The 23,902-nt window shown below is 58.8% G+C and carries 18 protein-coding genes and 1 CRISPR repeat array; of the genes, 3 read left to right on the top strand and 15 right to left on the bottom strand.

Translation table 11 applies throughout. The features are described 5' to 3' along the window. Nucleotides 1-51 precede the first annotated feature (51 nt). From ftsX to EMB92_RS11805, 4 genes are all read right to left on the bottom strand, one after another. The gene (ftsX, locus tag EMB92_RS03670; protein ID WP_150393796.1) at nucleotides 52-975 is read right to left on the bottom strand and encodes a permease-like cell division protein FtsX; all 924 of its coding nucleotides are present in this window, start codon (nucleotides 973-975) and stop codon (nucleotides 52-54) included. After that, nucleotides 972-2,438 carry a cell division ATP-binding protein FtsE gene (ftsE, locus tag EMB92_RS03675; protein WP_150393797.1) on the bottom strand — a complete coding sequence of 489 codons (1,467 nt, stop codon included), beginning with the start codon at nucleotides 2,436-2,438 and terminating at the stop codon, nucleotides 972-974. Before ftsE ends, ftsX begins: the two co-directional genes overlap by 4 nt. Before the next feature lie 33 nt (nucleotides 2,439-2,471). Further along, nucleotides 2,472-3,602, bottom strand: a complete 1,131-nt coding sequence (gene prfB / locus EMB92_RS03680) for a peptide chain release factor 2 (protein WP_150393798.1) — start codon at nucleotides 3,600-3,602, stop codon at nucleotides 2,472-2,474. A 185-nt stretch (nucleotides 3,603-3,787) separates the two neighbouring features. After that, the gene (locus EMB92_RS11805; protein ID WP_258175577.1) at nucleotides 3,788-3,922 is read right to left on the bottom strand and encodes a hypothetical protein; all 135 of its coding nucleotides are present in this window, start codon (nucleotides 3,920-3,922) and stop codon (nucleotides 3,788-3,790) included. A 129-nt stretch (nucleotides 3,923-4,051) separates the two neighbouring features. Between EMB92_RS11805 and dapD the strand changes: the two genes are divergently transcribed. Continuing rightward, entirely contained in the window at nucleotides 4,052-5,071 is a 1,020-nt protein-coding gene (gene dapD, locus EMB92_RS03685; protein WP_150393799.1) for a 2,3,4,5-tetrahydropyridine-2,6-dicarboxylate N-succinyltransferase, read from the top strand. A 186-nt stretch (nucleotides 5,072-5,257) separates the two neighbouring features. Here dapD and EMB92_RS03690 read toward each other — a convergent pair whose 3' ends face one another. The 3 genes from EMB92_RS03690 to EMB92_RS03700 all read right to left on the bottom strand — a co-directional run bounded on the left by EMB92_RS03690 (nucleotide 5,258) and on the right by EMB92_RS03700 (nucleotide 8,796). Further along, nucleotides 5,258-6,550 (bottom strand): citrate synthase, encoded by a 1,293-nt coding sequence (locus EMB92_RS03690; protein WP_150393800.1) that lies wholly within the window; start codon nucleotides 6,548-6,550, stop codon nucleotides 5,258-5,260. A 262-nt stretch (nucleotides 6,551-6,812) separates the two neighbouring features. Beyond that, nucleotides 6,813-7,592, bottom strand: a complete 780-nt coding sequence (gene map / locus EMB92_RS03695) for a type I methionyl aminopeptidase (protein WP_043164943.1) — start codon at nucleotides 7,590-7,592, stop codon at nucleotides 6,813-6,815. Nucleotides 7,593-7,731: 139 nt separating this feature from the next. Next, entirely contained in the window at nucleotides 7,732-8,796 is a 1,065-nt protein-coding gene (locus EMB92_RS03700) for an HdeD family acid-resistance protein (RefSeq protein ID WP_150393945.1), read from the bottom strand. A gap of 1,301 nt (nucleotides 8,797-10,097) precedes the next feature. Between EMB92_RS03700 and EMB92_RS03710 the strand changes: the two genes are divergently transcribed. Then, entirely contained in the window at nucleotides 10,098-10,403 is a 306-nt protein-coding gene (locus EMB92_RS03710; protein ID WP_150393801.1) for a type II toxin-antitoxin system RelE/ParE family toxin, read from the top strand. Continuing rightward, entirely contained in the window at nucleotides 10,400-10,684 is a 285-nt protein-coding gene (locus tag EMB92_RS03715; protein ID WP_150393802.1) for an addiction module antidote protein, read from the top strand. The genes EMB92_RS03710 and EMB92_RS03715 overlap by 4 nt, the downstream gene beginning before the upstream one ends. A gap of 237 nt (nucleotides 10,685-10,921) precedes the next feature. Beyond that, a CRISPR array of direct repeats spans nucleotides 10,922-13,780; the repeat unit is 33 nt; unit sequence ATTTCAATCCACACTCCCCTTGCGGGGAGTGAC. Nucleotides 13,781-14,052: 272 nt separating this feature from the next. Here the strand turns inward: EMB92_RS03715 and cas2 are convergent. From cas2 to EMB92_RS03755, 8 genes are all read right to left on the bottom strand, one after another. Beyond that, nucleotides 14,053-14,343, bottom strand: coding sequence for a CRISPR-associated endonuclease Cas2 (cas2, locus tag EMB92_RS03720; RefSeq protein WP_150393803.1), 291 nt, complete (start codon nucleotides 14,341-14,343; stop codon nucleotides 14,053-14,055). 77 nt (nucleotides 14,344-14,420) lie between these two features. Beyond that, a complete protein-coding gene (gene cas1c, locus EMB92_RS03725) occupies nucleotides 14,421-15,452 on the bottom strand; it encodes a type I-C CRISPR-associated endonuclease Cas1c (RefSeq protein ID WP_150393804.1) in 1,032 nt (343 codons plus the stop codon). A gap of 2 nt (nucleotides 15,453-15,454) precedes the next feature. After that, a complete protein-coding gene (cas4, locus tag EMB92_RS03730; protein WP_150393805.1) occupies nucleotides 15,455-16,165 on the bottom strand; it encodes a CRISPR-associated protein Cas4 in 711 nt (236 codons plus the stop codon). A gap of 114 nt (nucleotides 16,166-16,279) precedes the next feature. Next, nucleotides 16,280-17,212, bottom strand: coding sequence for a type I-C CRISPR-associated protein Cas7/Csd2 (gene cas7c / locus EMB92_RS03735; protein WP_150393806.1), 933 nt, complete (start codon nucleotides 17,210-17,212; stop codon nucleotides 16,280-16,282). Then, a complete protein-coding gene (gene cas8c / locus EMB92_RS03740; protein WP_190973541.1) occupies nucleotides 17,205-18,998 on the bottom strand; it encodes a type I-C CRISPR-associated protein Cas8c/Csd1 in 1,794 nt (597 codons plus the stop codon). The genes cas7c and cas8c overlap by 8 nt, the downstream gene beginning before the upstream one ends. After that, complete coding sequence (cas5c, locus tag EMB92_RS03745; RefSeq protein WP_150393808.1) at nucleotides 18,995-19,651, bottom strand: type I-C CRISPR-associated protein Cas5c; 657 nt, start codon at nucleotides 19,649-19,651, stop codon at nucleotides 18,995-18,997. Before cas5c ends, cas8c begins: the two co-directional genes overlap by 4 nt. Before the next feature lie 281 nt (nucleotides 19,652-19,932). Beyond that, nucleotides 19,933-22,386 carry a CRISPR-associated helicase Cas3' gene (cas3, locus tag EMB92_RS03750; protein WP_190973542.1) on the bottom strand — a complete coding sequence of 818 codons (2,454 nt, stop codon included), beginning with the start codon at nucleotides 22,384-22,386 and terminating at the stop codon, nucleotides 19,933-19,935. A gap of 80 nt (nucleotides 22,387-22,466) precedes the next feature. Next, nucleotides 22,467-23,687 (bottom strand): Fic family protein, encoded by a 1,221-nt coding sequence (locus EMB92_RS03755; RefSeq protein ID WP_223847547.1) that lies wholly within the window; start codon nucleotides 23,685-23,687, stop codon nucleotides 22,467-22,469. Nucleotides 23,688-23,902: the final 215 nt, after the last annotated feature.

Here is a 23,902-nt window from a genome sequence, read left to right on the forward strand (position 1 = left end):
CGCGAGTCGCACGCTTCGGCTGGGAGCGGAACCGCCTGCCGATCCCGTCGATCACGCCTTCAGGTAACGGCGCAGCGAGATGGCGGAGGCGATGATCGACAGCAGCACGGCGCCGGCCACCAGAGCCGGGGCGATCATCCACACCGTGGACTGCGTGACGAACGGCATCCAGCTGACGGACCCGGACAGACCGTCGGTGATGAACACCTGCACGATGCCGGCGAGGGTGCCGCATGCGAGCAGCGAGCCGATGAGCGAGGCGACCACGCCCTCGAGGATGAACGGCAGTCGGATCGTCCAGTTGGATGCGCCGACGAGTCGCATGATCTCGGTCTCGTTCTTGCGCGAGGCCGCGGACATGCGGATCGTGGTGCCGGTCAGGAGGATCGCGACGACGATCATCACCACGGCGAGCGCGACGGTGACGGCGGTGGCGCGGTTGAGCACGGCGAACACCGGGTCGAAGATCTGCTTCTGGTCGACGACGTCCTCCACCCCGGTCTTGCCGGACAGCACCTCGGAGACCATCTTGTACTTGGTCGGGTCCTTGAGCTTGAGCTGCAGCGAGTCCTGCATGTCGGCGGCGGTCAGGGTGCGTCCCTGATAGTCGCCGTTCGGGTACTGCTTGAGGAACGTGTTCTTGTAGAAGTCCTCACGGCTCACGTAGGTGATCTTGGAGACGTTGTCGGTCAGCTCGTCCTGGATGAACTCCTCGAGCTGGACGATCTCCTGCTTGGTCGGCGCCTTGCCGGAGGCGCAGGTGGCGGCCTGGCTGGTGCCGTCGGGGCACAGCCAGACGACGACCTCGATCTTGTTGTACCATTCGCCCTTCGCGCGGGTGACCTGCGCCTGCATGAGGGCGGATGCGCCGATGAACACGAAGGAGATGAACGTGACGAGCATCACCGAGATGATCATCGGCACGTTGCGCTTGAGACTCGTCCATGTTTCCGACAGGATGAATCGCAACCTCACTGCTTGTCCTCCTCGTTCTCGTTCTGTCTGCTCGTTGCATCGCCGTTGCCGGCCGTCTCGGCGTCGGCCTCGATTTCACCGGTTTCGGGGTTTTCGCGGTTTTCGGAGGTCTCCTGGGCGATCGTCTTCCCCACTTGCGCAGTGGATGCGGTCGCCTGCGCACCGGCGGCATCCGTTTGGCGGGCACCCTGAGTAGCGGGAGCGGCGCTCGGCGGCGCAGGCGGCGCCAACAAGCCGTTTTCAGGGGTTGCGGTTTCGTCCTTGGACGGTTCTTCGGAAACCCCCTCTCCAAGCGGCTCCTCCGACTGCGCAGGCGCCTCGGTGGGCGGTGCAGGCGGCTGGTCGGATTGCGCAGCAGTTTCCCCGGATTCGCCGGAAGGCGCGCCGGAGGACTCTTCAGCGGACTTGCCAGCGGATTCCCCGTCAGTGGCGGCAGGCTCGCCGCTCCTGAAGCGCTCCACCTCGTCGAGGTTCAGACCCTTGCCCCAGGTCAGCGTGGTCTCGAGGGGCGCGAACGCCTCGCCGTAGCGCCCGGTGCGCCCCGAATGCACGGACTGGGCGAGGCGCGCGATGCCCTCGTCGCCGTTCATCGCACCGGAGGCGATAGTTCCGGCCTCGATGGCGATGGCCTGCGTGACCTCCGCCTCGACTCCGCTCTTGGGGCGGAAACGCAGATCGGAGTCGCCCGACCCCGACGTCACGGCGTTGGAGCCGGTGCCGGAGCCCAAGGCCTGATGCGCCTTGGACGTGACCTCGGCGTCGGGGAAGTACACGGCGGAGTCATAGGAGCCGTGCTCCTCGTCACGCACGATGGAGCCGCCATGCAGTTCGACGACGCGTTTGCGCATCGAATTGACGATCTCCTCGTTGTGCGTGGCCATGACGACCGTGGTGCCGGTGCGGTTGATCGCGTCAAGCACCTCCATGATGCCGAGCGACGTGGTCGGATCGAGATTGCCGGTGGGCTCGTCGGCAAGCAGGATCTGAGGATGGTTCACGTAGGCGCGGGCGATCGCCACACGCTGCTGCTCGCCGCCGGACAGCTCATGCGGATAGCTGCTCTCCTTGCCGGTCAGGCCGACGGTCTCCAGCACCTTCGGTACCAGCGACTTGATGGCCGAACGGCGCGTGCCGATGACCTCGAGGGCGAACGCGACGTTCTGCCAGACGGTCTTGTTGTTGAGCAGCTTGTAGTCCTGGAACACGAAGCCGATCGTGCGCCGGTACTGCGGGACCTGACGGTTCGAGATGCGCCGCAGGTCATTGCCCGCGACGCGGATCTCGCCGTCCGTGGCCTCCTCCTCGCGCAGCAGCAGACTCAGCAACGTGGTCTTGCCGGAACCCGAAGCCCCCACGAGGAACACGAAATCCCCGCGGTCGATGTCAAGGTTGATGTCATGCAACGCCGGTCTGGTGCCCTTCGGATAGACCTTGCTGACATGCCTGAGCGAGATGAGTGCCATGATCCCCCTACCGTAGCCTAGTTACGTATTGCTTTACTCCCCGGCTTCTTCCTTGGCGGCACGACGCTCCTCGTGACGCCAGCGGATGCCGGCCTGGATGAAACCGTCAAGATCGCCGTCGAACACGGCCTGGGTCTGCGACGTCTCGTAGCCGGTGCGCAGATCCTTGACCATCTGGTACGGGTGCAGCACGTAGGAGCGCATCTGATCGCCCCAGCTGGCCTTGATGTCGCCGGCGAGCTCCTTCTTCTTCTTGGCCTCCTCCTCATGGCGCAGCACGAGCAGTCGGGACTGCAGCACGGCCATGGCGGCGGCGCGGTTCTGGATCTGGGAGCGTTCGTCCTGCATCGTCACGACGAGGCCGGTGGGAAGGTGGGTGATGCGCACGGCCGAGTAGGTCGTGTTCACGCCCTGGCCGCCGGGGCCGGAGGAGCAGTACGTGTCGACGCGGATATCGGTGTCCGGGATGTCGATGTGATCGGTGGCCTCGACGAGCGGCACCACCTCGACGGCGGCGAAGCTCGTCTGGCGGCGGCCCTGATTGTCGAACGGGGAGATGCGCACCAGACGATGCGTGCCGCCCTCGACCGACAGACGACCGTAGGCGTAGGGCGCGTCCACCTGGAAGGTGGCGGACTTGATGCCCGCCTCCTCCGCGTAGGAGGTGTCCATGACCTTGGCCTTGAAGCCCATGCGCTCGCAGTAGCGCAGGTACATGCGCAGCAGCATCTGCGCGAAGTCGGCCGCGTCGACGCCGCCGGCGCCGGAACGGATCGTGACGACTGCGGAGCGCTCGTCGTATTCGCCGTCGAGCAGCGTCTGGATCTCCATCGCGTCGAGGTCCTCGGCGATGGACTTGAGCTCGTTCTGCGCGTCGTCGAGGGAGTCCTGATCCTCCTCCTCGCGGCCGAGCTCGACGAGCGTCTCCACGTCGTCGATGCGCGAGCCCGCGGACTGGAGCTTCTTCAGCTGGGATTCGGCGGCGGACAGACGGCTCGTCACCTTCTGCGCGTTCTCCGGGTCGTCCCACAGGCCCGGTGCGGCCGCCTGCTGCTCGAGTTCCTTGATGTCCGCCTTGATACGGTCGACGTCCAGCGCCTTGGCGATGGAATCGTATTTGGATCGCACGTCGGCGATCGCCTGCGAATAGTCGAATTCTGCCATCGTTTCTGTACCTTACGTGTCTTACCTATGAATTGCCTTGATGGAATTTCCTGATGATCGTCCGATGGTGTGGGCCGCGCGCATCGTCGCCGGTCGGTCCGTCGTTCCGTCTCGCCCGGTCCGGACGCCACCCAGGGCCGGCCGTACGGGACGGAACGTCACGCGGGGATGCGCGTGACCATACGTCAAAGTCCCGCGTAGATGGCGGGGATCACCAGAGACAGCAGCATGCACGCGGCGATGACGATGCATACCGCGCGCACCATCGTGCGGCGGCGGCGCTCACGCCCATCGCGTTCATCCTGCTGAAAGTCACTCACGTGGACGGATTGTACCGTACCGCTTGGTCATTGGACTCGCGCCTCTGCGCCGACGGCGGAAGCGGTAATGTGGGAGCACATGGCGATTCCGCCGACATGGCGATTCCGCTGAACAGTAAAGGAGCAACAATGGCAGAAGAACGCACCGCCTATGGCTGGGGTCTGGCCAGCATCGACGCGGCGGGCAACACCCTTGACGTGTGGTATCCGACTCTCGCGCTGGGGGCCGCCCCGGCCGAGGCCGATCGACCGAACCACGATTTCGGCGTGCTCGTGCACGACGAGCCCGACGCCCGAGGCGTGCGTCGCGTGCCGGTCTTCACCGTGACCTCCCTCGACGAGCCGATCGCCAACGCCGAGGACGCGTACCTGAAGCTGCACCTGCTGAGCATGCGTCTGGCCAAGCCGAACACCCTCAACCTGGACGGCATCTTCGCGCAGCTGGCCAACGTGGTGTGGACCAACTACGGCCCGTTCGCCGTCCCCGACTTCTCCCTGCGCAAGGCCGACGTCGAGGCCGCGGCCACCGCGGCCGCACAGTCGTTCGCCGCGAACGCCGGCCTGCCCGCCGTGGCGCCGGCGGCCACGGTGAACGTGTTCGGCGTGGACAAGTTCCCGCGCATGATCGACTACGTCGTCCCCACCGGCGTGCGCATCGGCGACGCCGACCGCGTCCGTCTCGGCGCCCACCTGTCCGAAGGCACCACGGTCATGCACGCCGGCTTCGTGAACTTCAACGCCGGCACGCTCGGCGTCTCGATGGTCGAGGGCCGCGTCTCGCAGGGCGTGGTCGTCGGCAACGGCTCCGACATCGGCGGCGGCGCCTCGATCATGGGCACGCTCTCCGGCGGCGGCAAGCTGCGCAACTCCATCGGCGAGCATTCGCTGCTCGGCGCGAACGCGGGCATCGGCATCTCGCTGGGCGACAACTGCGTCGTCGAGGCGGGCCTGTACGTCACGGCCGGCACGAAGGTCACCATCTGGGACAAGGCCAAGGCCGCCGCGGGCGAGCCGCTTGAGGTCGTCAAGGGAGCGGACCTGTCCGGCAAGGACAACATCCTGTTCATCCGCAACTCGGTGTCGGGCCGCATCGAGGCGCGCTACCGCAAGACCGGCATCGAACTGAACGAGAAGCTGCACAAGAACTAGCCCTCCCCTCTTCTCCCGACTCCCCTTTGTCAGGAGAGTCGGCGCGTAGAGGGTCTGACTATCTCTTCCCGGCTCCCCTTGTTAGGGGAGCCGAACCATGTAGCGGGTCTGACTATCTCCTCGCTCGGCTCCCCTTGTCAGGGGAGCTGGCCCGCGTAGCGGGTCTGAGGGGTAGCCGATTGATGGTCAGCGCTCGTCCATCGGCACGTAATCGCGTTCGGTGGCACCGGTGTAGACCTGACGCGGGCGGCCGATCTTGGTGTTCGGATCGGCGAGCATCTCACGGTACTGGGCGATCCATCCGGGGATGCGCCCCAGTGCGAACAGCGTGGTAAACATGGCCGGGTCGAAGCCGATCGCACGGTAGATCAATCCCGTGTAGAAGTCGACGTTCGGGTAGAGGTGCCGCGAGACGAAGTACTCATCGCTCAGGGCGATCTCCTCCAGCTCGGTGGCCACGTCGAACAGCGCGCGCTCGTCGGCCGGCAGCTTCGACGTGTCCTCGCGCTCCATGATCTTCTCCAGATACTGCTTGGCGATGGCCGCACGCGGATCGTACGACTTGTACACGCGATGGCCGAGGCCGGAGATGCGCTGGCCGTTGGCCTTGGCGTCATCAACGAACTCGCGCACCGACTTACCGGAGTCGCGGATCGCCTTGAGCTGGCGCAGCACGGCCTCGTTCGCACCGCCGTGCAGCGGGCCGGACAGGGCGTTGACGCCGGCGGCGACCGCCGAATACAGATTCGCATGCGCACTGCCCGCGATGCGCACTACGGAGGTGGAGCAGTTCTGCTCGTGATCGGCGTGGATGATGAGCAGACGTCCGAGCGCGTGCACGTACAGCGGGTCGGACTCGAACGGCTCGTAGGGAACCGCGAAGCACATGCGCAGGAAGTCGTCGACGTAGCCGCGCGCGTAATCAGGATAAAGCATCGGCTCGTCGCGACGACGGCGGAAGATGTACGACACGATCGTGCGGACCTTCGCCATGATGATGATCGCGGACTCGTCGAGCTGATCGGAGTCGGTGATGTCGGTCGTATCCGGGTAGAAGGTGGCGAGCGCGTTGATCGCGGAGGCGAGCACGCTCATCGGATGCGCGGTGCGCGGGAACGAGCCCATGAACGTGCGGAAGTCCTCCCCCACCATCGTGCGGTGGTTGATGGCGGAGACGAACTTGTCGTACTGTTCCCTGTTCGGCAGTTCGCCGTGACGCAGCAGCCAGGCGACCTCGAGGAAATCGGACTGGTCGCACAGCTGCTCGATCGGATAGCCGCGGTAGCGCAGGATCGAATGCTGGCCGTCGATGTACGTGATCTTCGATTCACATTGCGCGGTGGTCAGAAAGCCCGGGTCGAGCGTGACCCATCCGTCGTTGCGCAGCTTGGACACGACGATGCCGTCCGGTCCGGCCGTCGCCTTCACCAATGGCAAGGTGTATTTGCTGTCGTCCACATTCAGCTGTGCTGTGCCCATGGGGTACCTCGTTCCTGTTCCAAGTGTTGCCGGTCACAATAGACCGTCTGTGTTACCGCCACGGGTTTCGTGGTCGATACGCGGGACGATGCGGGACGCGAGGACGCGGGAACATGACGCGGGTGCGCATGAGTGCATGACTTTGCGCGTCAGCCAGCCGCATCGTGGAAACGTCGGAGAGACGTCGAAAGCCGGCGTGCGCCCATCGTAACAAGGTGGGGCGCACGCCGGCTTTCAATGTCTCAAAACGGTGTGACCGACGTCACTCGTCACGCGTGGTGAGGATGATCGGGCCGTTCTCGGTGATGGCGATCGTGTGCTCGGAGTGGGCGCCGCGCGATCCGTCCTCGGCGCGCAGGGTCCAGCCGTCCTTCGGATCCTGGTAGATCTCATCGGTGGTCTTGAGGAACCACGGTTCGATGGCGATGACCAGACCCGGACGCAGCTTGTAGCCGTGATGCGCCTTGCCGTCGTTCGGCACGTGCGGATCGCCGTGCATGATGTGACCGACGCCGTGGCCGCCGAACTCGAGGTTGATCGGATAGCCGTACTCGCGGGCGATGTCGCCGATCGTGCTGGACACGTCACCCAGACGGTTGCCGGGCTGAGCGGCCTCGATGCCAGCGGCGAGCGCCTCCTCGGTGCACTTGATCAGGCGCAGGTCCTCGGGATCCTTGTCCTTGCCGACCACGAAGCTGATGGCCGAATCGCCCACCCAGCCGTCGACGTTGATCGCGAGGTCGAGGCTGACGAGGTCGCCGTCCTTGAGGTTGTAGTCGTAGGGCACGCCGTGCAGCACCGCGTCGTTGACGGAGGTGCAGATGTAGTGTGCGAACGGGCCGGTGCCGAAGTCGGGAGCGTAGTCGACGTAGCAGGATTCAGCGCCCTTGCGGTCGACGATCTTCTTGTGTACAAACTCGTCGATGTCGAGCAGGTTGGTGCCGACCTTCGTGTACTCCTTCAGCTCACGCAGGATGGATCCGACGAAACGGCCGGCGGGCTTCATCTCCTCGATCTCGCGAGGGGTCTTCAGTTCGATCATGTGACTCTTTCTACCTTCTGGCGGGCCTATCAAGACTCGTTCTCAATACGCTCCCACGATAGTGCCCCGTCTCGTCATTCACGTCATTCACGAGGGCGATTTCACGCGCACGTTCCGATTGCGATCCGGAAAATACGGCTCATCGACCGAACTTGAAGCCACGCACGATGGCGGAGACTCCCATGACCACCAGCGCGCAGCCGCCGAAGACGACGAGCCACATCGTGGAGGTGATCGGCGAAAGCAGCACGACGAAGCCGGCGATGATCGAGATGACCGCGTAGAGCACGGCCCAGCCGGAGCTCGGCAGTCGCCACGATTCGACCAGAGCCATGAAGCCCTCCAGCATCCAACCGAGTCCGACGGTCATCGTGACGAGCACGGCGAGGGTCTGCCCGGACAGGGCCGAGTTCTTCAGCACCACGACGCCGCCTATGGCGAGCAGCACGCCGACGAGGATGTCAAGGATGCGCCAGCCTCCCGGCAGTCCGAGTTCGACGATGGCGGTGACGACGCGCGTGACGCCGGAGACGACGAAGTAGATGCCGAGCAGCACGGCCGCGACCTGCAGGGTGATGCCGGGCCAGATCAGCAGTGCGATGCCGAGCACGATCGCCGCCACGCCGATGATGGCGTAGATGGTACGCACCCAGTTCTTGGTGCGCTGCGGCAGCATGCTCTCGATGAGCTTGAACGGGTCGGTCGGCTGCCATCCGAACGGGATCTGGCCGGTCTGCTGGCCGAACTGGTTCTGGCCGCCCTGGTTTTGACCGCCCTGACCGACGAACGGATTACCGGCGTTACCGGCGCCGCCGGCATTGCCGGTGTTGCCAGTGTTGCCATACGTAGTGTTGTTCTGATTCGCGTACGGGTTGGCGTACGGGTTGCCATTCTGGCCGGCCTGCGGCTGGCCATATCCGTATGGATTCTGCGCGGGACCGGCGTACTGACCCGCATTCGCCCCGGCATACTGGCCGTACTGACCGTACTGTCCGTACTGAGGAGGCTGCTGCCCCGGCCCCCACTGCCCTTGCTGTCCCTGTGGACCGGCTCCCGGCGCGTACTGACCGTATTCAGGCTGCTTCGGATTTGCGTTCCCGCTGCCATCAGTCTGCCCGGGCTGCCCGGACTGTCCGTAGTTGTCACCATTCGGATTTTGGTTCTGATCGTTCGGGTTCTGGCTATTCGGGTTGAAGTCCGTCATAACGACCTCCTTGCTGGACATATCTGCCATGTTCACGTTCCATAACCCAAGTCTAGGCACCCTGTCTAATTCAGTCCATCAACAAAACAAGACACCTTGTCCAAATACGTGGATATATGCCGCCATCCTAAGGCAACGACACGGGTCCATCCCGCCACCTCCGGTCGCCGCGCATGCGCATGACGAGCATGACCGCGGGACTCAACACAAGAATCGCGAAAAACCACCTTGAGTCCCCCAAATCCGCGGGACTCAACGCGATAACGGCAGAAATCGACACTGAGTCCCACGCCACGAACACACCCCAGGCACCAACCGCACAACCACCCCCCCGAACACGAAGCGAAAAACATTGAAATTCCGCCATTCTCAAGCAACCCCGACGGAACGCCTCCGATCCGATATCGGCATGAATGGGTGCCGTCGAGGGACTCAGCGCGATAATCGCAATAAACTCCTCTGAGTCCCCCGAATCCGCGGGACTCAGCAACGAAATCGGCCACAACCGCGCTGAATCCCACACAGGCGTCGATATGACACGACTCTGCCGACAATCGGATCATCCCCACGCGTGCGGGGCGAGCTCACCGTTCAGCACAGTCCCTGAGATAGGGGCCGGATTGTGTTTGGCAAGTTGGTGTCCTCTCACTGCGGAAAAACACCGCTCAACCCGCCGAACAAACATTGAAGCAATACAGCCGGATCATCCCTCCGCGCGCGGGGCGAACCGATCACGTCGGGTTCGAGTAGGCCTCCCGGCCGGATCATCCCCGCGTGTGCGGGGCGAACTGACGTTGGCGGTCTGACGGCCGGCACCCCGTCAAGGGTCTGCCCCTCCTGGGGGATCGCGATATTTCAATCCCACTCCCCTTGCGGGGAGTGACCCACCGGGGCGACATCAACCCATACATCGTCAAATTTCAATCCACACTCCCCTTGCGGGGAGTGACCCTCCCTTGGTGTTGCGGGTTACCTGAGCCGAGGCATTTCAATCCACACTCCCCTTGCGGGGAGTGACTCGTCCGCACCGACGACATCCGCGAACAAGCCCGAAACAACATCGACAAATACCACCTCACCAGAACACCCGCAGGACTATCCGAATGGCTCCAAGACGAATACGGATACGAAATCAGCCGCAAACAGGTCACCGACTGGCTGCGCCGCGGCAAGCTCCCCTCATCCAAGCCGATCCCGAATTCGGACGGCTATTGGGAGTTCAACGTCCGGGAGGTGCTGGCGATGGCGATGGGCAGACGCGGCGCTTGACCAAGCGTATTCTATAGGATACAATAATGGTCATGGAGATCAAACAGTCCGCCGAATACGCCAAATGGTTCCGCAAACTCAAGGACCGTCAGGCCAAAGCCGCCATCCTGACCCGCCTCGACGCCTGCAGGCTCGCCGGACGACCGCTCGGCGACATCAAGCCAGTCGGCGGCCCGGTCAGCGAAATGCGACTCCACACCGGAGCCGGCTACCGCGTGTACTTCGCCATGCGCGGCAACGTGCTCATGCTCCTGCTCGCAGGCGGCGACAAAAGCAGCCAGCAAACCGACATCAAACGCGCCCACGACATCCTCGACGACTACAAGGAGCAGCAATGACCACCGAATTCACCGACTATGACACCAGCGAATACCTCGACAGCGAGGATGACATCATCGCCTATCTCAACGCCGCCGCCGAATACGACGACCCCGCACTCATGCAGGTCGCCCTCGGCAACGTCGCCAAAGCCCGAGGCATGACCCAGATCGCCAAGGAGGCCGGAGTCGGCCGCGAAAGCCTCTACAAAAGCCTGAGCAAGGACGGCAACCCCAGCTTCCAGACCATCCTCAAGGTCATCCACGCACTCGGCGGCCGCATCAGCATCCAACCTGCCTGACACGCGCAACCCAAGCAGCAGTAGGCTGCCGCCACCCCGTGGTATACTCTCATACCGAGATCACTATATCGAGGCCATCACGGAACGAACCGGATGGCCTCAACTCATATACACGCATACACACGCATACACCACAACAACGAGGGGGATAACAAAGCATGCCGACACACCCCCGAAACCGACAAAACACACGAGCATTCAACAAAGCCCGAAAACAATTCTTCACCCAATGCAAACATTTCAATCCACACTCCCCTTGCGGGGAGTGACCGAGGTCGGCGAGGATGAGGCACGTGAGGCGGATATTTCAATCCACACTCCCCTTGCGGGGAGTGACACAACATCGATAGCCCGTGGCCCGTGCTGATCAAATTTCAATCCACACTCCCCTTGCGGGGAGTGACCGGATACTCCGACGACGACCTAGACCAACTCAAATTTCAATCCACACTCCCCTTGCGGGGAGTGACGCCGGTCGCGGATGAGTTCGAGGAGTATCTCGAATTTCAATCCACACTCCCCTTGCGGGGAGTGACGTGAAACTCTCCCACGGCTTCACATGGCTGAAAAAATTTCAATCCACACTCCCCTTGCGGGGAGTGACATGGGCGCACATCCGCTTGAAACCATCAAAAAGATTTCAATCCACACTCCCCTTGCGGGGAGTGACGGCATGCGTTCCCATGCGGGTTCGCCTTCCGCAGTATTTCAATCCACACTCCCCTTGCGGGGAGTGACAGCTGATCGACGCGCTGGTCGCGTCCGGCCAGATATTTCAATCCACACTCCCCTTGCGGGGAGTGACTGCCCGGTAACGGCAGTATCTCCGAGCAGGGCGATTTCAATCCACACTCCCCTTGCGGGGAGTGACCACTCGCAATTCGATAAACGTCAACCCGATGAAGGACAAATTTCAATCCACACTCCCCTTGCGGGGAGTGACAGCCGAATGCCCGCTCCAATCCGATTCCGAGGATATTTCAATCCACACTCCCCTTGCGGGGAGTGACTATTTGGTTTTGGTTTTGGTTTAAACCAAGATTTCAATCCACACTCCCCTTGCGGGGAGTGACTCGTCATCCTCATCGTCCGAGTGGATACCGGTTGAATTTCAATCCACACTCCCCTTGCGGGGAGTGACGGCGCGCGTGGCGCACCGTGGGCAGGGCGATCGTATTTCAATCCACACTCCCCTTGCGGGGAGTGACCATGGCTCCGTTACGAGCAATCCAAGCATCTTGTATTTCAATCCACACTCCCCTTGCGGGGAGTGACCGTGCCGATGGGCGACAAATATGATTTGACGAGGATTTCAATCCACACTCCCCTTGCGGGGAGTGACGGACGTGTGGACCTCGAACAACATGGCCAACAAATTTCAATCCACACTCCCCTTGCGGGGAGTGACTGATAGTCGTCCCACAGGTCGTTCAGGTGGATATTATTTCAATCCACACTCCCCTTGCGGGGAGTGACCCAGACAGGTGACGCGACGCCCGTCATCGGTTTGATTTCAATCCACACTCCCCTTGCGGGGAGTGACGGGCGCACCGGTGGATGACGAGCCATCCGACGTCATTTCAATCCACACTCCCCTTGCGGGGAGTGACAGGTGGGTGAGGGTGCCGTCCCTGAGCATGTCCTGATTTCAATCCACACTCCCCTTGCGGGGAGTGACCTGCGTCGCCATCATCAATTTCACGGCCGTCATATTTCAATCCACACTCCCCTTGCGGGGAGTGACCTCCGGTCCCAACGGGAGCCCATGGTTGAACAGGATATTTCAATCCACACTCCCCTTGCGGGGAGTGACCGCGTCGGATCGCCGCCTGCGCGGCCCGGAGCCAATTTCAATCCACACTCCCCTTGCGGGGAGTGACTGCTTCGACTGAGACTATCTGACCGAGGTCCTCATTTCAATCCACACTCCCCTTGCGGGGAGTGACGTCCACCTAACCGAATGCACTGCAAACCACATCATATTTCAATCCACACTCCCCTTGCGGGGAGTGACTACAAGGCCCGTTTCTACACCGACAGTAGCAATCTATTTCAATCCACACTCCCCTTGCGGGGAGTGACTCCTATCGTGTTGCCATTCCCGTCTTTGATGACGAATTTCAATCCACACTCCCCTTGCGGGGAGTGACGCGTGCCATATGGTGCCGTTCGTCAGGGCGCTCACATTTCAATCCACACTCCCCTTGCGGGGAGTGACGTATATAATCGCCGCGCTGACGGTCGCAGACCCAATTTCAATCCACACTCCCCTTGCGGGGAGTGACTTCGGTCGCCTGTGGGCGCTGACGAACCCGAACGCATTTCAATCCACACTCCCCTTGCGGGGAGTGACCACGACATGTTCTGCGCATACGAGGCCTTGGGCGAATTTCAATCCACACTCCCCTTGCGGGGAGTGACGGGCGGCAGCACCTCGCACGACACCACCTCGCCACCATTTCAATCCACACTCCCCTTGCGGGGAGTGACAGACCGTCACCGCGCCCATAAGCCCCGCCGACCTATTTCAATCCACACTCCCCTTGCGGGGAGTGACGACTGCAAGATCGTCCCCACATGGGGCGAAACCAATTTCAATCCACACTCCCCTTGCGGGGAGTGACCTCGACGGCGTCATCAACGGGCTCAACGGCAAGATATTTCAATCCACACTCCCCTTGCGGGGAGTGACGTCGCCGCCATAGGAACCGTCATCACCGTCATCACATTTCAATCCACACTCCCCTTGCGGGGAGTGACGGCCGAGGAGGAGGAATCCATGGCCGCGTACATATTTCAATCCACACTCCCCTTGCGGGGAGTGACGGGATGAGAGCGGCGCGATGTGTTCGATCATTCTCATTTCAATCCACACTCCCCTTGCGGGGAGTGACCCTGTGAGAGGTCTATCCTTTCTGCATCTCACAGATTTCAATCCACACTCCCCTTGCGGGGAGTGACCGGCACGCGGAAACTACGCGATGTTGGACAATCTATTTCAATCCACACTCCCCTTGCGGGGAGTGACGTGGAGGCTCCGGTGAGGCCGCCGGCGTTGGACATATTTCAATCCACACTCCCCTTGCGGGGAGTGACCGCGGAGATGGACAGCATCTTTCACAATGTGGACAGACAAGTCCATCCTCATGCTCACAATACCTCAGTTCCTCGCCAATCACCGCTTTAAGACAGGAAATCAACTCTCTTAAGTTGTCAAACAGCACAAGATAAAACAAAAACGCTCGCAAACATCACACGATGTGGTGCGAAGGACCGATCATAATCTGAGAGCTACCACATCGCACTTGGTTTGCATCGTCCTCGTGCGTCACCATACGGGGCATTACCCCGATCAACATCACTCCATCTCAGATCATCATTACATCGTCGAAGGGAATATGACCTTGACGGCCCATATGCTCTACCTTAGTCGAATATCTCGTTCCAAGATTATAGAAGCGGAGACTGTCTTTCTCCTCATTCATGATTTCCTGCAACGCATGCTTCAACAACAGATAATCCGAAGGAGTGACGGAACATTCGAAAACACTGTTCTGGATTCTCTGACCATATTTCATGCATTCCTTCGCAACATGACGCAAACGTTTCCTCCCTTCAGCCGTTTCCGTATTGACATCATAAGCAACCACAACAAGCATCGTACTCCTTTCCCAACAAAAGCGTACACAAACCCGTACGAACTAAATCGACATACGCTCTATCAATTATCCGATCATTATTTCCACGCAAATGGAGGATAGGCATCCAAATCACCACGTATGGTACGAGTCAGCAGCAGCGCCTGCACATAGGGGACCAGTCCCCACGGTATTTGCTCCTCCATGAATGGGTGGGTGATGATTTCCTGCTTTCGTTTCTGCCATGCCGACAACACGGCTTTTCGTCCGTTCTCAGTAAGAAAAACACCTCCATTTTCACGCTCCTCGAAATGAGATGAACGAGCGACTCCGGTATTGATAAGCGTCAGTGCAAAACGATCTGCAATCGCAGGACGGAATTCCTCCATCAGATCAAGTGCCAAAGAGGTCCTTCCCGGACGATCCACATGCATGAAACCGACATAAGGATCCAACCCTGCACCTTGCAACGCGGCAATGCAATCACTCGTCAATAATGCATATATAAAGGAAAGCAGCGCGTTCATCCTATCCAGAGGCGGTCGCCGACTTCGCTCCTGAAAGAAGAAATCGTCCTTGTTACGCAGGATCAGGTCATCGAATGCAAAGAAGTAATCCTTGGCAGCCAGTCCTTCGATTCCACGCAACTCGACCATGGAGCTGCAGTCACGTACGGACGCCATCAACTTCTGTAATAATTCGCTTTGCTGTGAAAGGCGATCCACGTTGACACGAAGTTTATGATCTCTCTTAGTACGTTCAAGCACCCAACGGCTGTTGTATATTTTGCCGACGATGAACGATTTTGCAATAGGCAACGACTGTGTCTCATCATCCGCCATGCGAAATTGGTCACGCCTCAACAACACATTACGATTGCTTTCACCAAGAATGGAGCAATAATACCTGCCACGCGGCGAAAAGAACGACATCCCCGTGGACATTTCGGCACATTTCCCCATCAACGCAGGTGAAGCACCTTTATAGGAGAATGAGAGAATGGCTTCCAATGATCGTAGCGGAATTTTCGCAAGCACATCCTCCTCTCGAGAGACGACGACATTCTCATTTTCCAAAGACAGATACGCATCTTCAGAGGTCACGAATAAAGTATTCAATAACTGTCTCATTATCACTCAGCCCCTTCTATCTCCCCACCATGAGTTGACTCGCAGAGTATCTCATCAATATAGTGCCTTGCAGAACGATTCTTTTTCATGAGCTTAGGCAGACATATATCTCGCAACGAGCATGCTCTGCATGCTTTGGACACTCGGACCTTGGGTGTGTGGCCTCGTCGGAATAGCTCGTGCATCTGCTGAGTCATCACAGTGACTTGTTCTCTGAGATCATCGTCGATCAGAACACGTTCACGGTGTTTAGTCTGCTGATAGAATAGGGCACCTTCCGGGATGCTGCATGCCAGCATATCCTCCAGGCACATCGTCTCGGCGCACAATTGCAGTCTGTCCGCATTGTCATCGTCGCTCTTCGAACGACCATGCTTATACTCAATCGGATATGGCGACCACAGCCCTGCCCTCCCATGCAACGTCACCCCATCGGACGAAGCGCGGAACTCCACGACGTCACAGGCACCGGTAATGCCGAGTCGACTCGAAAATACTCGCAGGCCCCGCATGATAAGAAGATCACCTCTGGTTTCGGACGCGGCATAATCGTGGGCGCGATCATGTTCCAGACTGCCGGCCGTGGTCAGATAGTTATCCTGCCATTGCTGTTCCAGATGTATCAGCGCCCATTGCCGTTTGCAGAAGGCGTAATGCTGGAGCCCCGAAAGGGCAAGCCAATCCTCTTCCGGATAATCGGATTGCGTCGGCATATTCCACCTTTCCGAAGCTATTCGATATGACGAACAGATGAACGTTCGCCGCCGATGGCCGGAAGGTGCAGATGCCAATCTCCCGGCCATCGACGGTATGTACAGGACACTCGCCTACAGCGTGCCATCCACCATTTCGGTCAATGAAACGGCGTCCGGAATGAAATCACGATTCACGGTGATGTCATAATCGGCAAAGCTTCGCGCATCGCCGATCCCTTCCTTCTTGCGAACGTCGATGCTGTCGAACAGTTTCCACGATGGGGCATCACCCAGTGCATTACTGTGCTTGAACACATACAATCTACGGACCGCCATGTTGCCGCGGGCCGCGGAACGATCGAATTCGAACATGTTCAGAATAGCCTGCCACAGCATATCAAGGTCCTCATCGCTGAAGCCGGTTACGTTCTGCGCAAGTTTGGCCGAAACATAGCCGTTCATGCGATACAGACCATACGGGATAATGTACTTATTCCCCATGGTGTTGTTCTTTTCAGCGGCATCCTCCTCCTTCGTCACTGCAATACGGGTAATGGTGACCTCCTGCACGTCAACAGGATCGATCGACTTGGCGAAACCAAGTTGAACCGGACCTCGCACCTGACCGCACGCCAAGCTTCCCTTGACGAAGGTGGTCATCACCGCTCCGAACGTTCTGATGTCGAAGAAGTTGGCACACATGTAATCACGGAGGCGACGATCCAATTCAGGATCATCCTTTTTCAACGCCTTGATTTCCTTGGCAAAGTCCTTGTCTTCAGGACGCGCATCGATATGCTCGGCTTCCAAGGCCTCACTATCAAGACGATTCAACGTGCGCCTATTCTGAATATAGATTCGCCAAGGAGCCCGTTCATCCATTGCCATTTGCACATAATCACGGATCTTGCGTTTGATGCAGACATCGGTCACCAGACCATTTCCGCTTACGATATCAACACGCGGCATATTACCCGCATCGGGGTCTCCATTCGGATTACCATTCTCCACATCAAAGAGAATGGTAAAATCATAACGATTCTCAATTGGTTTGTTATCAATCATGATCTACTCCTTGTTCAGTATCCTTGACATTCGCATTCTTCTTGATGAATCGCTTCTGGTTTTCGAAATAGTACCCAAGTTGAAACGCACCACGTTCCTCAAGAGAAAGACGCAATGGGTAATGATCACCTATCCTGCTGGTCAAGTCACACAGGGCTTTAGCCAAATTGGCCTTCTTCCCTTCGTACTGCCATGTCTTCCTCATGTGTTTCATGGAAAGATCACCCAGAATAGGAAATATTCGCGCTGGCGTTGCAGCTGCACTGCTGAAATACTTGTCTTTGATCGTAGTGTTGATATTGGGAATGGCAGCTAACTGAATCTGCTCGTAGATGGAGAATATGCGGCCTAGCACATAGGGCACATAATCACTTTCTTCATTGATATCCACCTGAAGCACCTCCTTGAATTTTGGGTTATTGGTTACTCGTAGGTAATATGCCTTGATGATCGCCGCCTTATCCGGCGATACATCATGTTCAACATTGATACGACGCTCAATGGCATAAATCAATGACACAGGATATGGGGTACCGTTAAGTATTGCCTCCATAACCTCACCAGCCATTTCAGCAGATACCCTTGCATTCTTGCTTTGCGGTCTGATGGTCTGGTTCAGCAGCCTCCACGTCGGCAGAAACATTGTCGTATCGTAGCTCGGACGCCGAATTCTGACATCCCCATAGTGACGATCAATATTGCAAGCAAAAGCGCCGAACGTATTGGTCAGATAGAACCGAACCGCCAGACGCGCCGCATTCGGAGACAAGGCAAGCACATGAAACTCTTCATTGGGCTCGAGATGAACACTATCAAAATCGTACGGTCGACCGTGAGCCAATGATTTCAGGGCCTCCCCCACCTCGATCTCGACCGCCTCCCCGGCGGATCGTCCTGCCGGATTCATCTGCCACCGACTGAACATGGCAGTGTATCCGACATCTCCGCAACGCGCCCATGATACGACGGTCGCATCGCCAATGCGTTGCACCCGGTCGCGATCCGCGAGCAAAACATTCAGAGCGGTCGTGTATTGGTAAGCCTCACGTTTACTCATCGGAGCGTTCTCGTTCTGCTCGACACCGTGCGAACAGAACGCCGGCGCGTTGAATGAGATCAGCGAGGCACCCGACGACTGCGCCCCTGCCACCCCTTTGATCTTGGGATGAATCTTCGCCGGAATAACAGACCTACCGGAGACAAGACTCATCGATGTCGCCGCTTCGCCGTCTTCATCGACATCCTCGCGTGAGTAATACGCATCCCACGCATCCCGCACATCGGGATCATCCCCGACGAACACGACCCGCATTCCATCATCATATTGAAGGGCGAAATTCATTGTCAGAGCCGATTTCCACGAATCGTCCCCCATGAGCCTTTGGGCGGTCTCCCACTGAGAACCTTTCGCGAAGAACGCACGCACGGCGTCGACGATCGGTGTCTCCACACCGCCCAATACAAGACGATGCAATTCGCCACACGCCTGGAACGCCTTCGCCGCACGATCGGGTTTCCCCTTGGCGTCATAGCCCAACATGTACGCGACAGTATCACACAGGAAATTCGCCGCGATACCCGATGATCGAGTCACGCGCGCAGGCACCGAAACGATGTTGAGCGGCTTTTTCCCGGTGAAATCACCCAACGGACGGATGGCATGCAGCGTCCCATCGTCATCGATGACCAATCCATATGGAACATTGACTTTATCGTATCCATAGACCGGAGCCCGCCCCTTGGAGGCGAGGGCGTTGTATTCCTCGCAAAGGTCACCGATGATCACGATCGCACCTCCACATCGTTCAGATCAAGCACTCCATCCTCCAGTGCGGCACGGAAGAACAACGGCGTGGGATGCGCCGGATTGCGGTAGTCGAAGTCATACAGCATATAGCCCAGATCGCGATGACCCCGTTCGAACCCGACAGGCTCGCCATCCCCCTCCCACAATCGGAATCCGGCCGGGAACTCCCTCGTGCCGAGATACGGATTATGGAAACACTGCCCCTTGCCTGCACGTCGCAAGAATATGTTGTGGAACTTTTCCGCCGAATCCGTCGACGACATTTTCGCTCGATCAAGTACGAAATGCGCGTCAATCACATATCTCACATCCCGCAGAATGACGGACGACCGCTGCTGAATGGACTCGGCGGCGTAGATAGCCCCACCATCACCACGGCCTTCCGCCATCGCACGGATCTTGCTTGCATTCACGACGCTGTCGACCTCGTTACGACGGATAGTATCGACTCGAATCGGATTGAGCACGTGGATACGATCAATTCGCCACAGCAGTCCGGGATGCCAGAAAATGGCCTCCAAAACGCCACGCGCCGCCGACGGCGTCATCACATCATACGTGACGCGCTCGGTCTTGAACTCAGGCCGGGAATAGAGAGCACCACCTCCCCAAACCTCCAATCGCACCGGCATCCTCGCTCTCCTTTCGTCGGAACTGCGTACAGCTACATCTTTGTTGCCATTAACAATAGCACAGATTGTAGATATAAACAAACATGAAATTTATACAGGGCACACCGCACAGTGGTACCATATCCAATGGATGCTCACCTTGGTGCGCTACTCAATGAAAACGCTGTGACCATCGGAGATCATCAGTCGCCATCAGTACGGCGTGGATTGAAATATGTTGGTTTTCATCTGATCAACTATCCGTGTGTACGCCTCTCATCGGGGTCGTGCACACGGATCAGTCATATGAAGATGCCATCCGCTGCGGCAACGTCCACGCTCAGACCGAGTCGTGACGAATAGAGGCCCATATCCCTCAGTATGAAGCAGTCCTCTTCGGGAGATGCACCGCGTCCGACCGGTTCAACGGATCCCGCCGACAGCAGTTGCTGCAGATGCTTGGGCCATACGTTCACCGCATACTTGCCCAATCGTCTGAACAGCGTACGATCGATGTCGTTCCGCTCCAATCGATCGCACAGAGCCTCACCTTCACCGGACAACGGAATGTACACAGGCACGGTCGGCGTATCGATCAGCTTGAACCGTTCGGCGATACGTTCAAACGGCAGGTTCGCATCGTTCTCATGCAGCCGCAGGATATGACGCTTGTCCAGAGAGGCATCGCCGAGCATATCCAGCATCTCGCTGAAGTATCCACGTATCGCCGTATCCGCCATCACGTCAGCGTCGGCGCATCGCTCCGACACCCTGCGAAACGCCTCGATGTTCTGCTTCAGGAACGGAGCGCAGCCTCCCTCAGTGGAGAACACATAGACCATGCTCTCCTCCGCCGAACGTCTTCCCTCCCGATTGCAACGTCCGGCTGTCTGGATGATGGAATCCAAACCGCTCTCCTCACGATATGCAACGGGGAAATCCACATCCACACCGGCCTCGATCAGAGAGGTGGACACCACCCGGCATGGCTCATCCGCGGCAAGACGAACGCGAATCTCCTCAAGCAAGAGCCTGCGATCTGCCGCGCACTGCAGCGTGGTCAGGCAGAACACGCCTTCTGCGCTGTTCTCTTCGCCGTCACCTGCACTGTCATCTCCGGCAAGTCGGCCATAGAGATACTGCGCCTTCTTGCGTGTATTCACGACGCACAGCACCTGCCTATGCTCACCCAACCGGTCCGCGAGCGCATCCAGTCCGATATCGCCGATGCAATCGACCGTCACACGGCGGAACGTGTCACGATCGGCATCCGAGAACGGCGATATCTCGGGAATCCTAGCCTCGGCACCATCAAACGCCCGGTCGAACAGCGGCTTGAGCTCCGGCTGCGTCGCCGTGCATAGCACCGCCGTGGCACCGTATCGTTCCACGAGTTCGGCGATCACCCGGACACACGGACGCAGATACGGCACCGGCAACGTCTGTGCCTCATCGAAGACGATGACGGAGTTCGCGATATTGTGCAGCTTGCGGCAACGAGAGGTCTTGTTCGAGTACAGACTCTCAAAGAACTGAACCGCAGTGGTCACCACGATCGGCGCGTTCCAGTTCTCCGCCGCAAGCACCCGTTTGAGATCGTTCTCGTCCATATCGGATTCATCCTTGAGCTGATATGGCGCCTCGGCGTAATGCGGCAGCACGGCATCGATCCCGAAGATCCGTTCGAACTGGCCGACGGTCTGATCGATGATCGACGTATAGGGGATCACATAGATGACCCGCTGCAATCCGTGCGTACGCGCATGCTCCAACGCAAACGCGATCGACGAGAAAGTCTTGCCACTCCCGGTGGGAGCCGTAAGCGTATACAGCCCGGGACCGCATGATTCGTCCCGACCGCGGTCGAGACAGCGTTCCAACAATTCACATCGCTTTTCATCGAGCGGCGTCTTATCAGGTTTGTCGAAATATTTCCGGGCGATCGCTTCCACGATACCGGCCAACTGCGCGATCCTGGCATCGCTCTCATTGGCGAAGGAATCGGCCGCCGATAATGCCGCCTCACGTAGGGTATTCCACGATGGCGCCTGTTCCTCCGCCAACCGTTCGCCGCCGAGCCTCTCCTTCAGACGTGCAAGCAGCTCATGCTCGGCGCGATCCTCCCGATTCGACGTGAAGAACTCCGCGTCGAGCCGATCCCCATCCACCAGCGTCGACAGCAGCATGCGCGTCAGCATCATCTCGGAATAGAAGGATCGGTTCTTATTCTCCCGTCCGATCTCTCGCCCAGCCTCCGTATTCTCCATGAACGCCGATGCCGGAACGTGCAGCTGACTCTTCCACGCATCAGCCAATACGAGAGGATTCTTATTCCCCGCACTGCACGCCCTGTTCATGCGTGCACTGTAGGTCGATCCCTCCAATTCGCCCAGACCACCCATATCAGGCAGCCCAGTGTGATGTCCAATCGCCGCAAACGATGCGGCAGAGCATCCATGCTGCACCAAAAACAGAGCGCCAGCCGTCGAATGATCAACCTTGCCATAGCGTTCGGGGTTACGAATACGTTTCTGAAACGCTTGAGAGTACTTACCAATGTCATGAAACAGACCGGCCAACAAGCCGTCCTTACCATGCCCGAATTGCTGGGCGAATCCGCCAGACAGACAACCAGTCATGCACAGGTGCTCCACGCAGGTCTCGAATCCATGTTCACTGGTGCGCGCATAGAACGCCTGATGCGGGACAGCCGAACCGGAACCAATCCCAGACGACAAGGCATCCTCTAGTCCCATTATCGTTCTCCTTACCTGCGCCATTGTTCGCCTTTATCTTCACATAAACCAATTCCGAGCATAACCCTGAACGAGACGCCCTACCGCCTCCGCAACCCAGCGGCATAGGCATCCAGAACATCCAATGTGCCGCGGTGCTCCCAGATGACGTTGCGCTGCCGACCGCTTCGTGCTGTCAGGACACCGGCGCCTTCCATACGCCGTATCGCGCGCTCGGACTGCGATTTGCTCAACCCCACTGACTCGCACAGGTACTTCGTGGTGACGATCGGCTGCTCGATCAGTTGCGGAAGCACCCGCCACACCGGCGAATCGGAACGCGTTCCCTGCAGCTGCTCACGAGCGAGATCCAGCTGATGCGTCAGATCGTCAATAAGGCGCTCACCGCTGGAAGCCGCAAACAGACACGCCTCCACAAACGACTCGACGATCGGCTCGGCGTCACCGTTCCTGAACGCCGTCAGCGCATCGAAATAGGAGTCCGTGCGTCTCAGCAGACCAGCCGAGACCGGTGGGGTGGTGGCATGGACCAAGCCCTTGTTCCGCAGAATCGCGTGCACCAAAGCTCGCCCGCACCGCCCGTTGCCATCGGAGAACGGGTGAATGGTCTCGAACTGCGCATGCGCCATCGCACACTGGACAATGACAGGCAGATCGTCGCGCGCGATGAACGCAAGCAGATCCCGCATGGCCGCCGGAACAAGCTCCGCCTGCGGGGCGACATGCGAAGCTCCTCGAGGACTGTACGAATCGGTTCCCACCCACACCAGTCGGTCGCGGTAACGCCCCGCTTCCTCCTCCCAACCAGGCTGTGCCAGCATCAGTGCGCGATGCATCGCCAGCACATGCTCCTCGTCCATGTCCTTTCCGAGGCGCAAGGCGGCCTCCATGGCACGCACATTACCCACGACGATCGCCGCGTTGTCGCTGGAACTTTCGTGAATCGTCTCCAGCGCGAGGTTTTTGGCGCCAACCGTCAGATGTTCAATCTGTGACGATGACGTGGCCTCGGTCCTGAGCAGCACCGCGCTCATCGGGCCAAGCACATGATTCCCGGCACCCAATCTGGAGGCGGCATACATATCGAATCGTGATAAAGCCCCCGCCGCTTCCTCGACGTCGGCACTCAGGGCTGCGGGAATGGAAAGTTCGAGAGACGCCAGTCGCGTCGGAACCGTCGACTCGTAATCGCCGTTGCCGCGGGAACGACGCGAGCGAGAGACCGGAGCGTCATCGGCGATGTGCCAGACATGTTCCTCCCTACCGACGGGTGGAATCAGCAATTCATCGTTAGTATCCAACACCTCTCCTCACAGTTAGCTGCACTTATTGTGATAAGTGTAGCTAACGGTTGCCCCAAGCAACACAACGCCATAACAGTGGTTGACTGTCGGCGCACATGGAAAATGGTCCTGTCTCCCGATCATTCAGAATCGGAAAACAGGACCATTTATATGAAGCAGACTTATATGTCTATGTCTCTCCCCCACCCGGCTCCGCCGGGAGCCCCCTCGTC

The sequence above is a fragment of the Bifidobacterium callitrichos genome, assembly GCF_008698085.1.
GTDB classification, from domain to species: domain Bacteria; phylum Actinomycetota; class Actinomycetes; order Actinomycetales; family Bifidobacteriaceae; genus Bifidobacterium; species Bifidobacterium callitrichos.

Excerpts from the sequence above, each read along its gene's own strand:
- map (WP_043164943.1), bottom strand. The coding sequence starts at position 7,592 with ATGATCGAACTGAAGACCCCTCGCGAGATCGAGGAGATGAAGCCCGCC.
- cas2 (WP_150393803.1), bottom strand. The coding sequence starts at position 14,343 with ATGCTTGTTGTGGTTGCTTATGATGTCAATACGGAAACGGCTGAAGGG.
- cas4 (WP_150393805.1), bottom strand. The coding sequence starts at position 16,165 with ATGCCGACGCAATCCGATTATCCGGAAGAGGATTGGCTTGCCCTTTCG.
- ftsE (WP_150393797.1), bottom strand. The coding sequence starts at position 2,438 with ATGGCACTCATCTCGCTCAGGCATGTCAGCAAGGTCTATCCGAAGGGC.
- EMB92_RS03690 (WP_150393800.1), bottom strand. The coding sequence starts at position 6,550 with ATGGGCACAGCACAGCTGAATGTGGACGACAGCAAATACACCTTGCCA.
- EMB92_RS03710 (WP_150393801.1), top strand. The coding sequence starts at position 10,098 with ATGGAGATCAAACAGTCCGCCGAATACGCCAAATGGTTCCGCAAACTC.
- EMB92_RS03700 (WP_150393945.1), bottom strand. The coding sequence starts at position 8,796 with ATGACGGACTTCAACCCGAATAGCCAGAACCCGAACGATCAGAACCAA.
- cas7c (WP_150393806.1), bottom strand. The coding sequence starts at position 17,212 with ATGATTGATAACAAACCAATTGAGAATCGTTATGATTTTACCATTCTC.
- EMB92_RS03715 (WP_150393802.1), top strand. The coding sequence starts at position 10,400 with ATGACCACCGAATTCACCGACTATGACACCAGCGAATACCTCGACAGC.
- cas1c (WP_150393804.1), bottom strand. The coding sequence starts at position 15,452 with ATGAGACAGTTATTGAATACTTTATTCGTGACCTCTGAAGATGCGTAT.
- dapD (WP_150393799.1), top strand. The coding sequence starts at position 4,052 with ATGGCAGAAGAACGCACCGCCTATGGCTGGGGTCTGGCCAGCATCGAC.
- cas3 (WP_190973542.1), bottom strand. The coding sequence starts at position 22,386 with ATGGGACTAGAGGATGCCTTGTCGTCTGGGATTGGTTCCGGTTCGGCT.
- prfB (WP_150393798.1), bottom strand. The coding sequence starts at position 3,602 with ATGGCAGAATTCGACTATTCGCAGGCGATCGCCGACGTGCGATCCAAA.
- cas5c (WP_150393808.1), bottom strand. The coding sequence starts at position 19,651 with ATGCCGGTGCGATTGGAGGTTTGGGGAGGTGGTGCTCTCTATTCCCGG.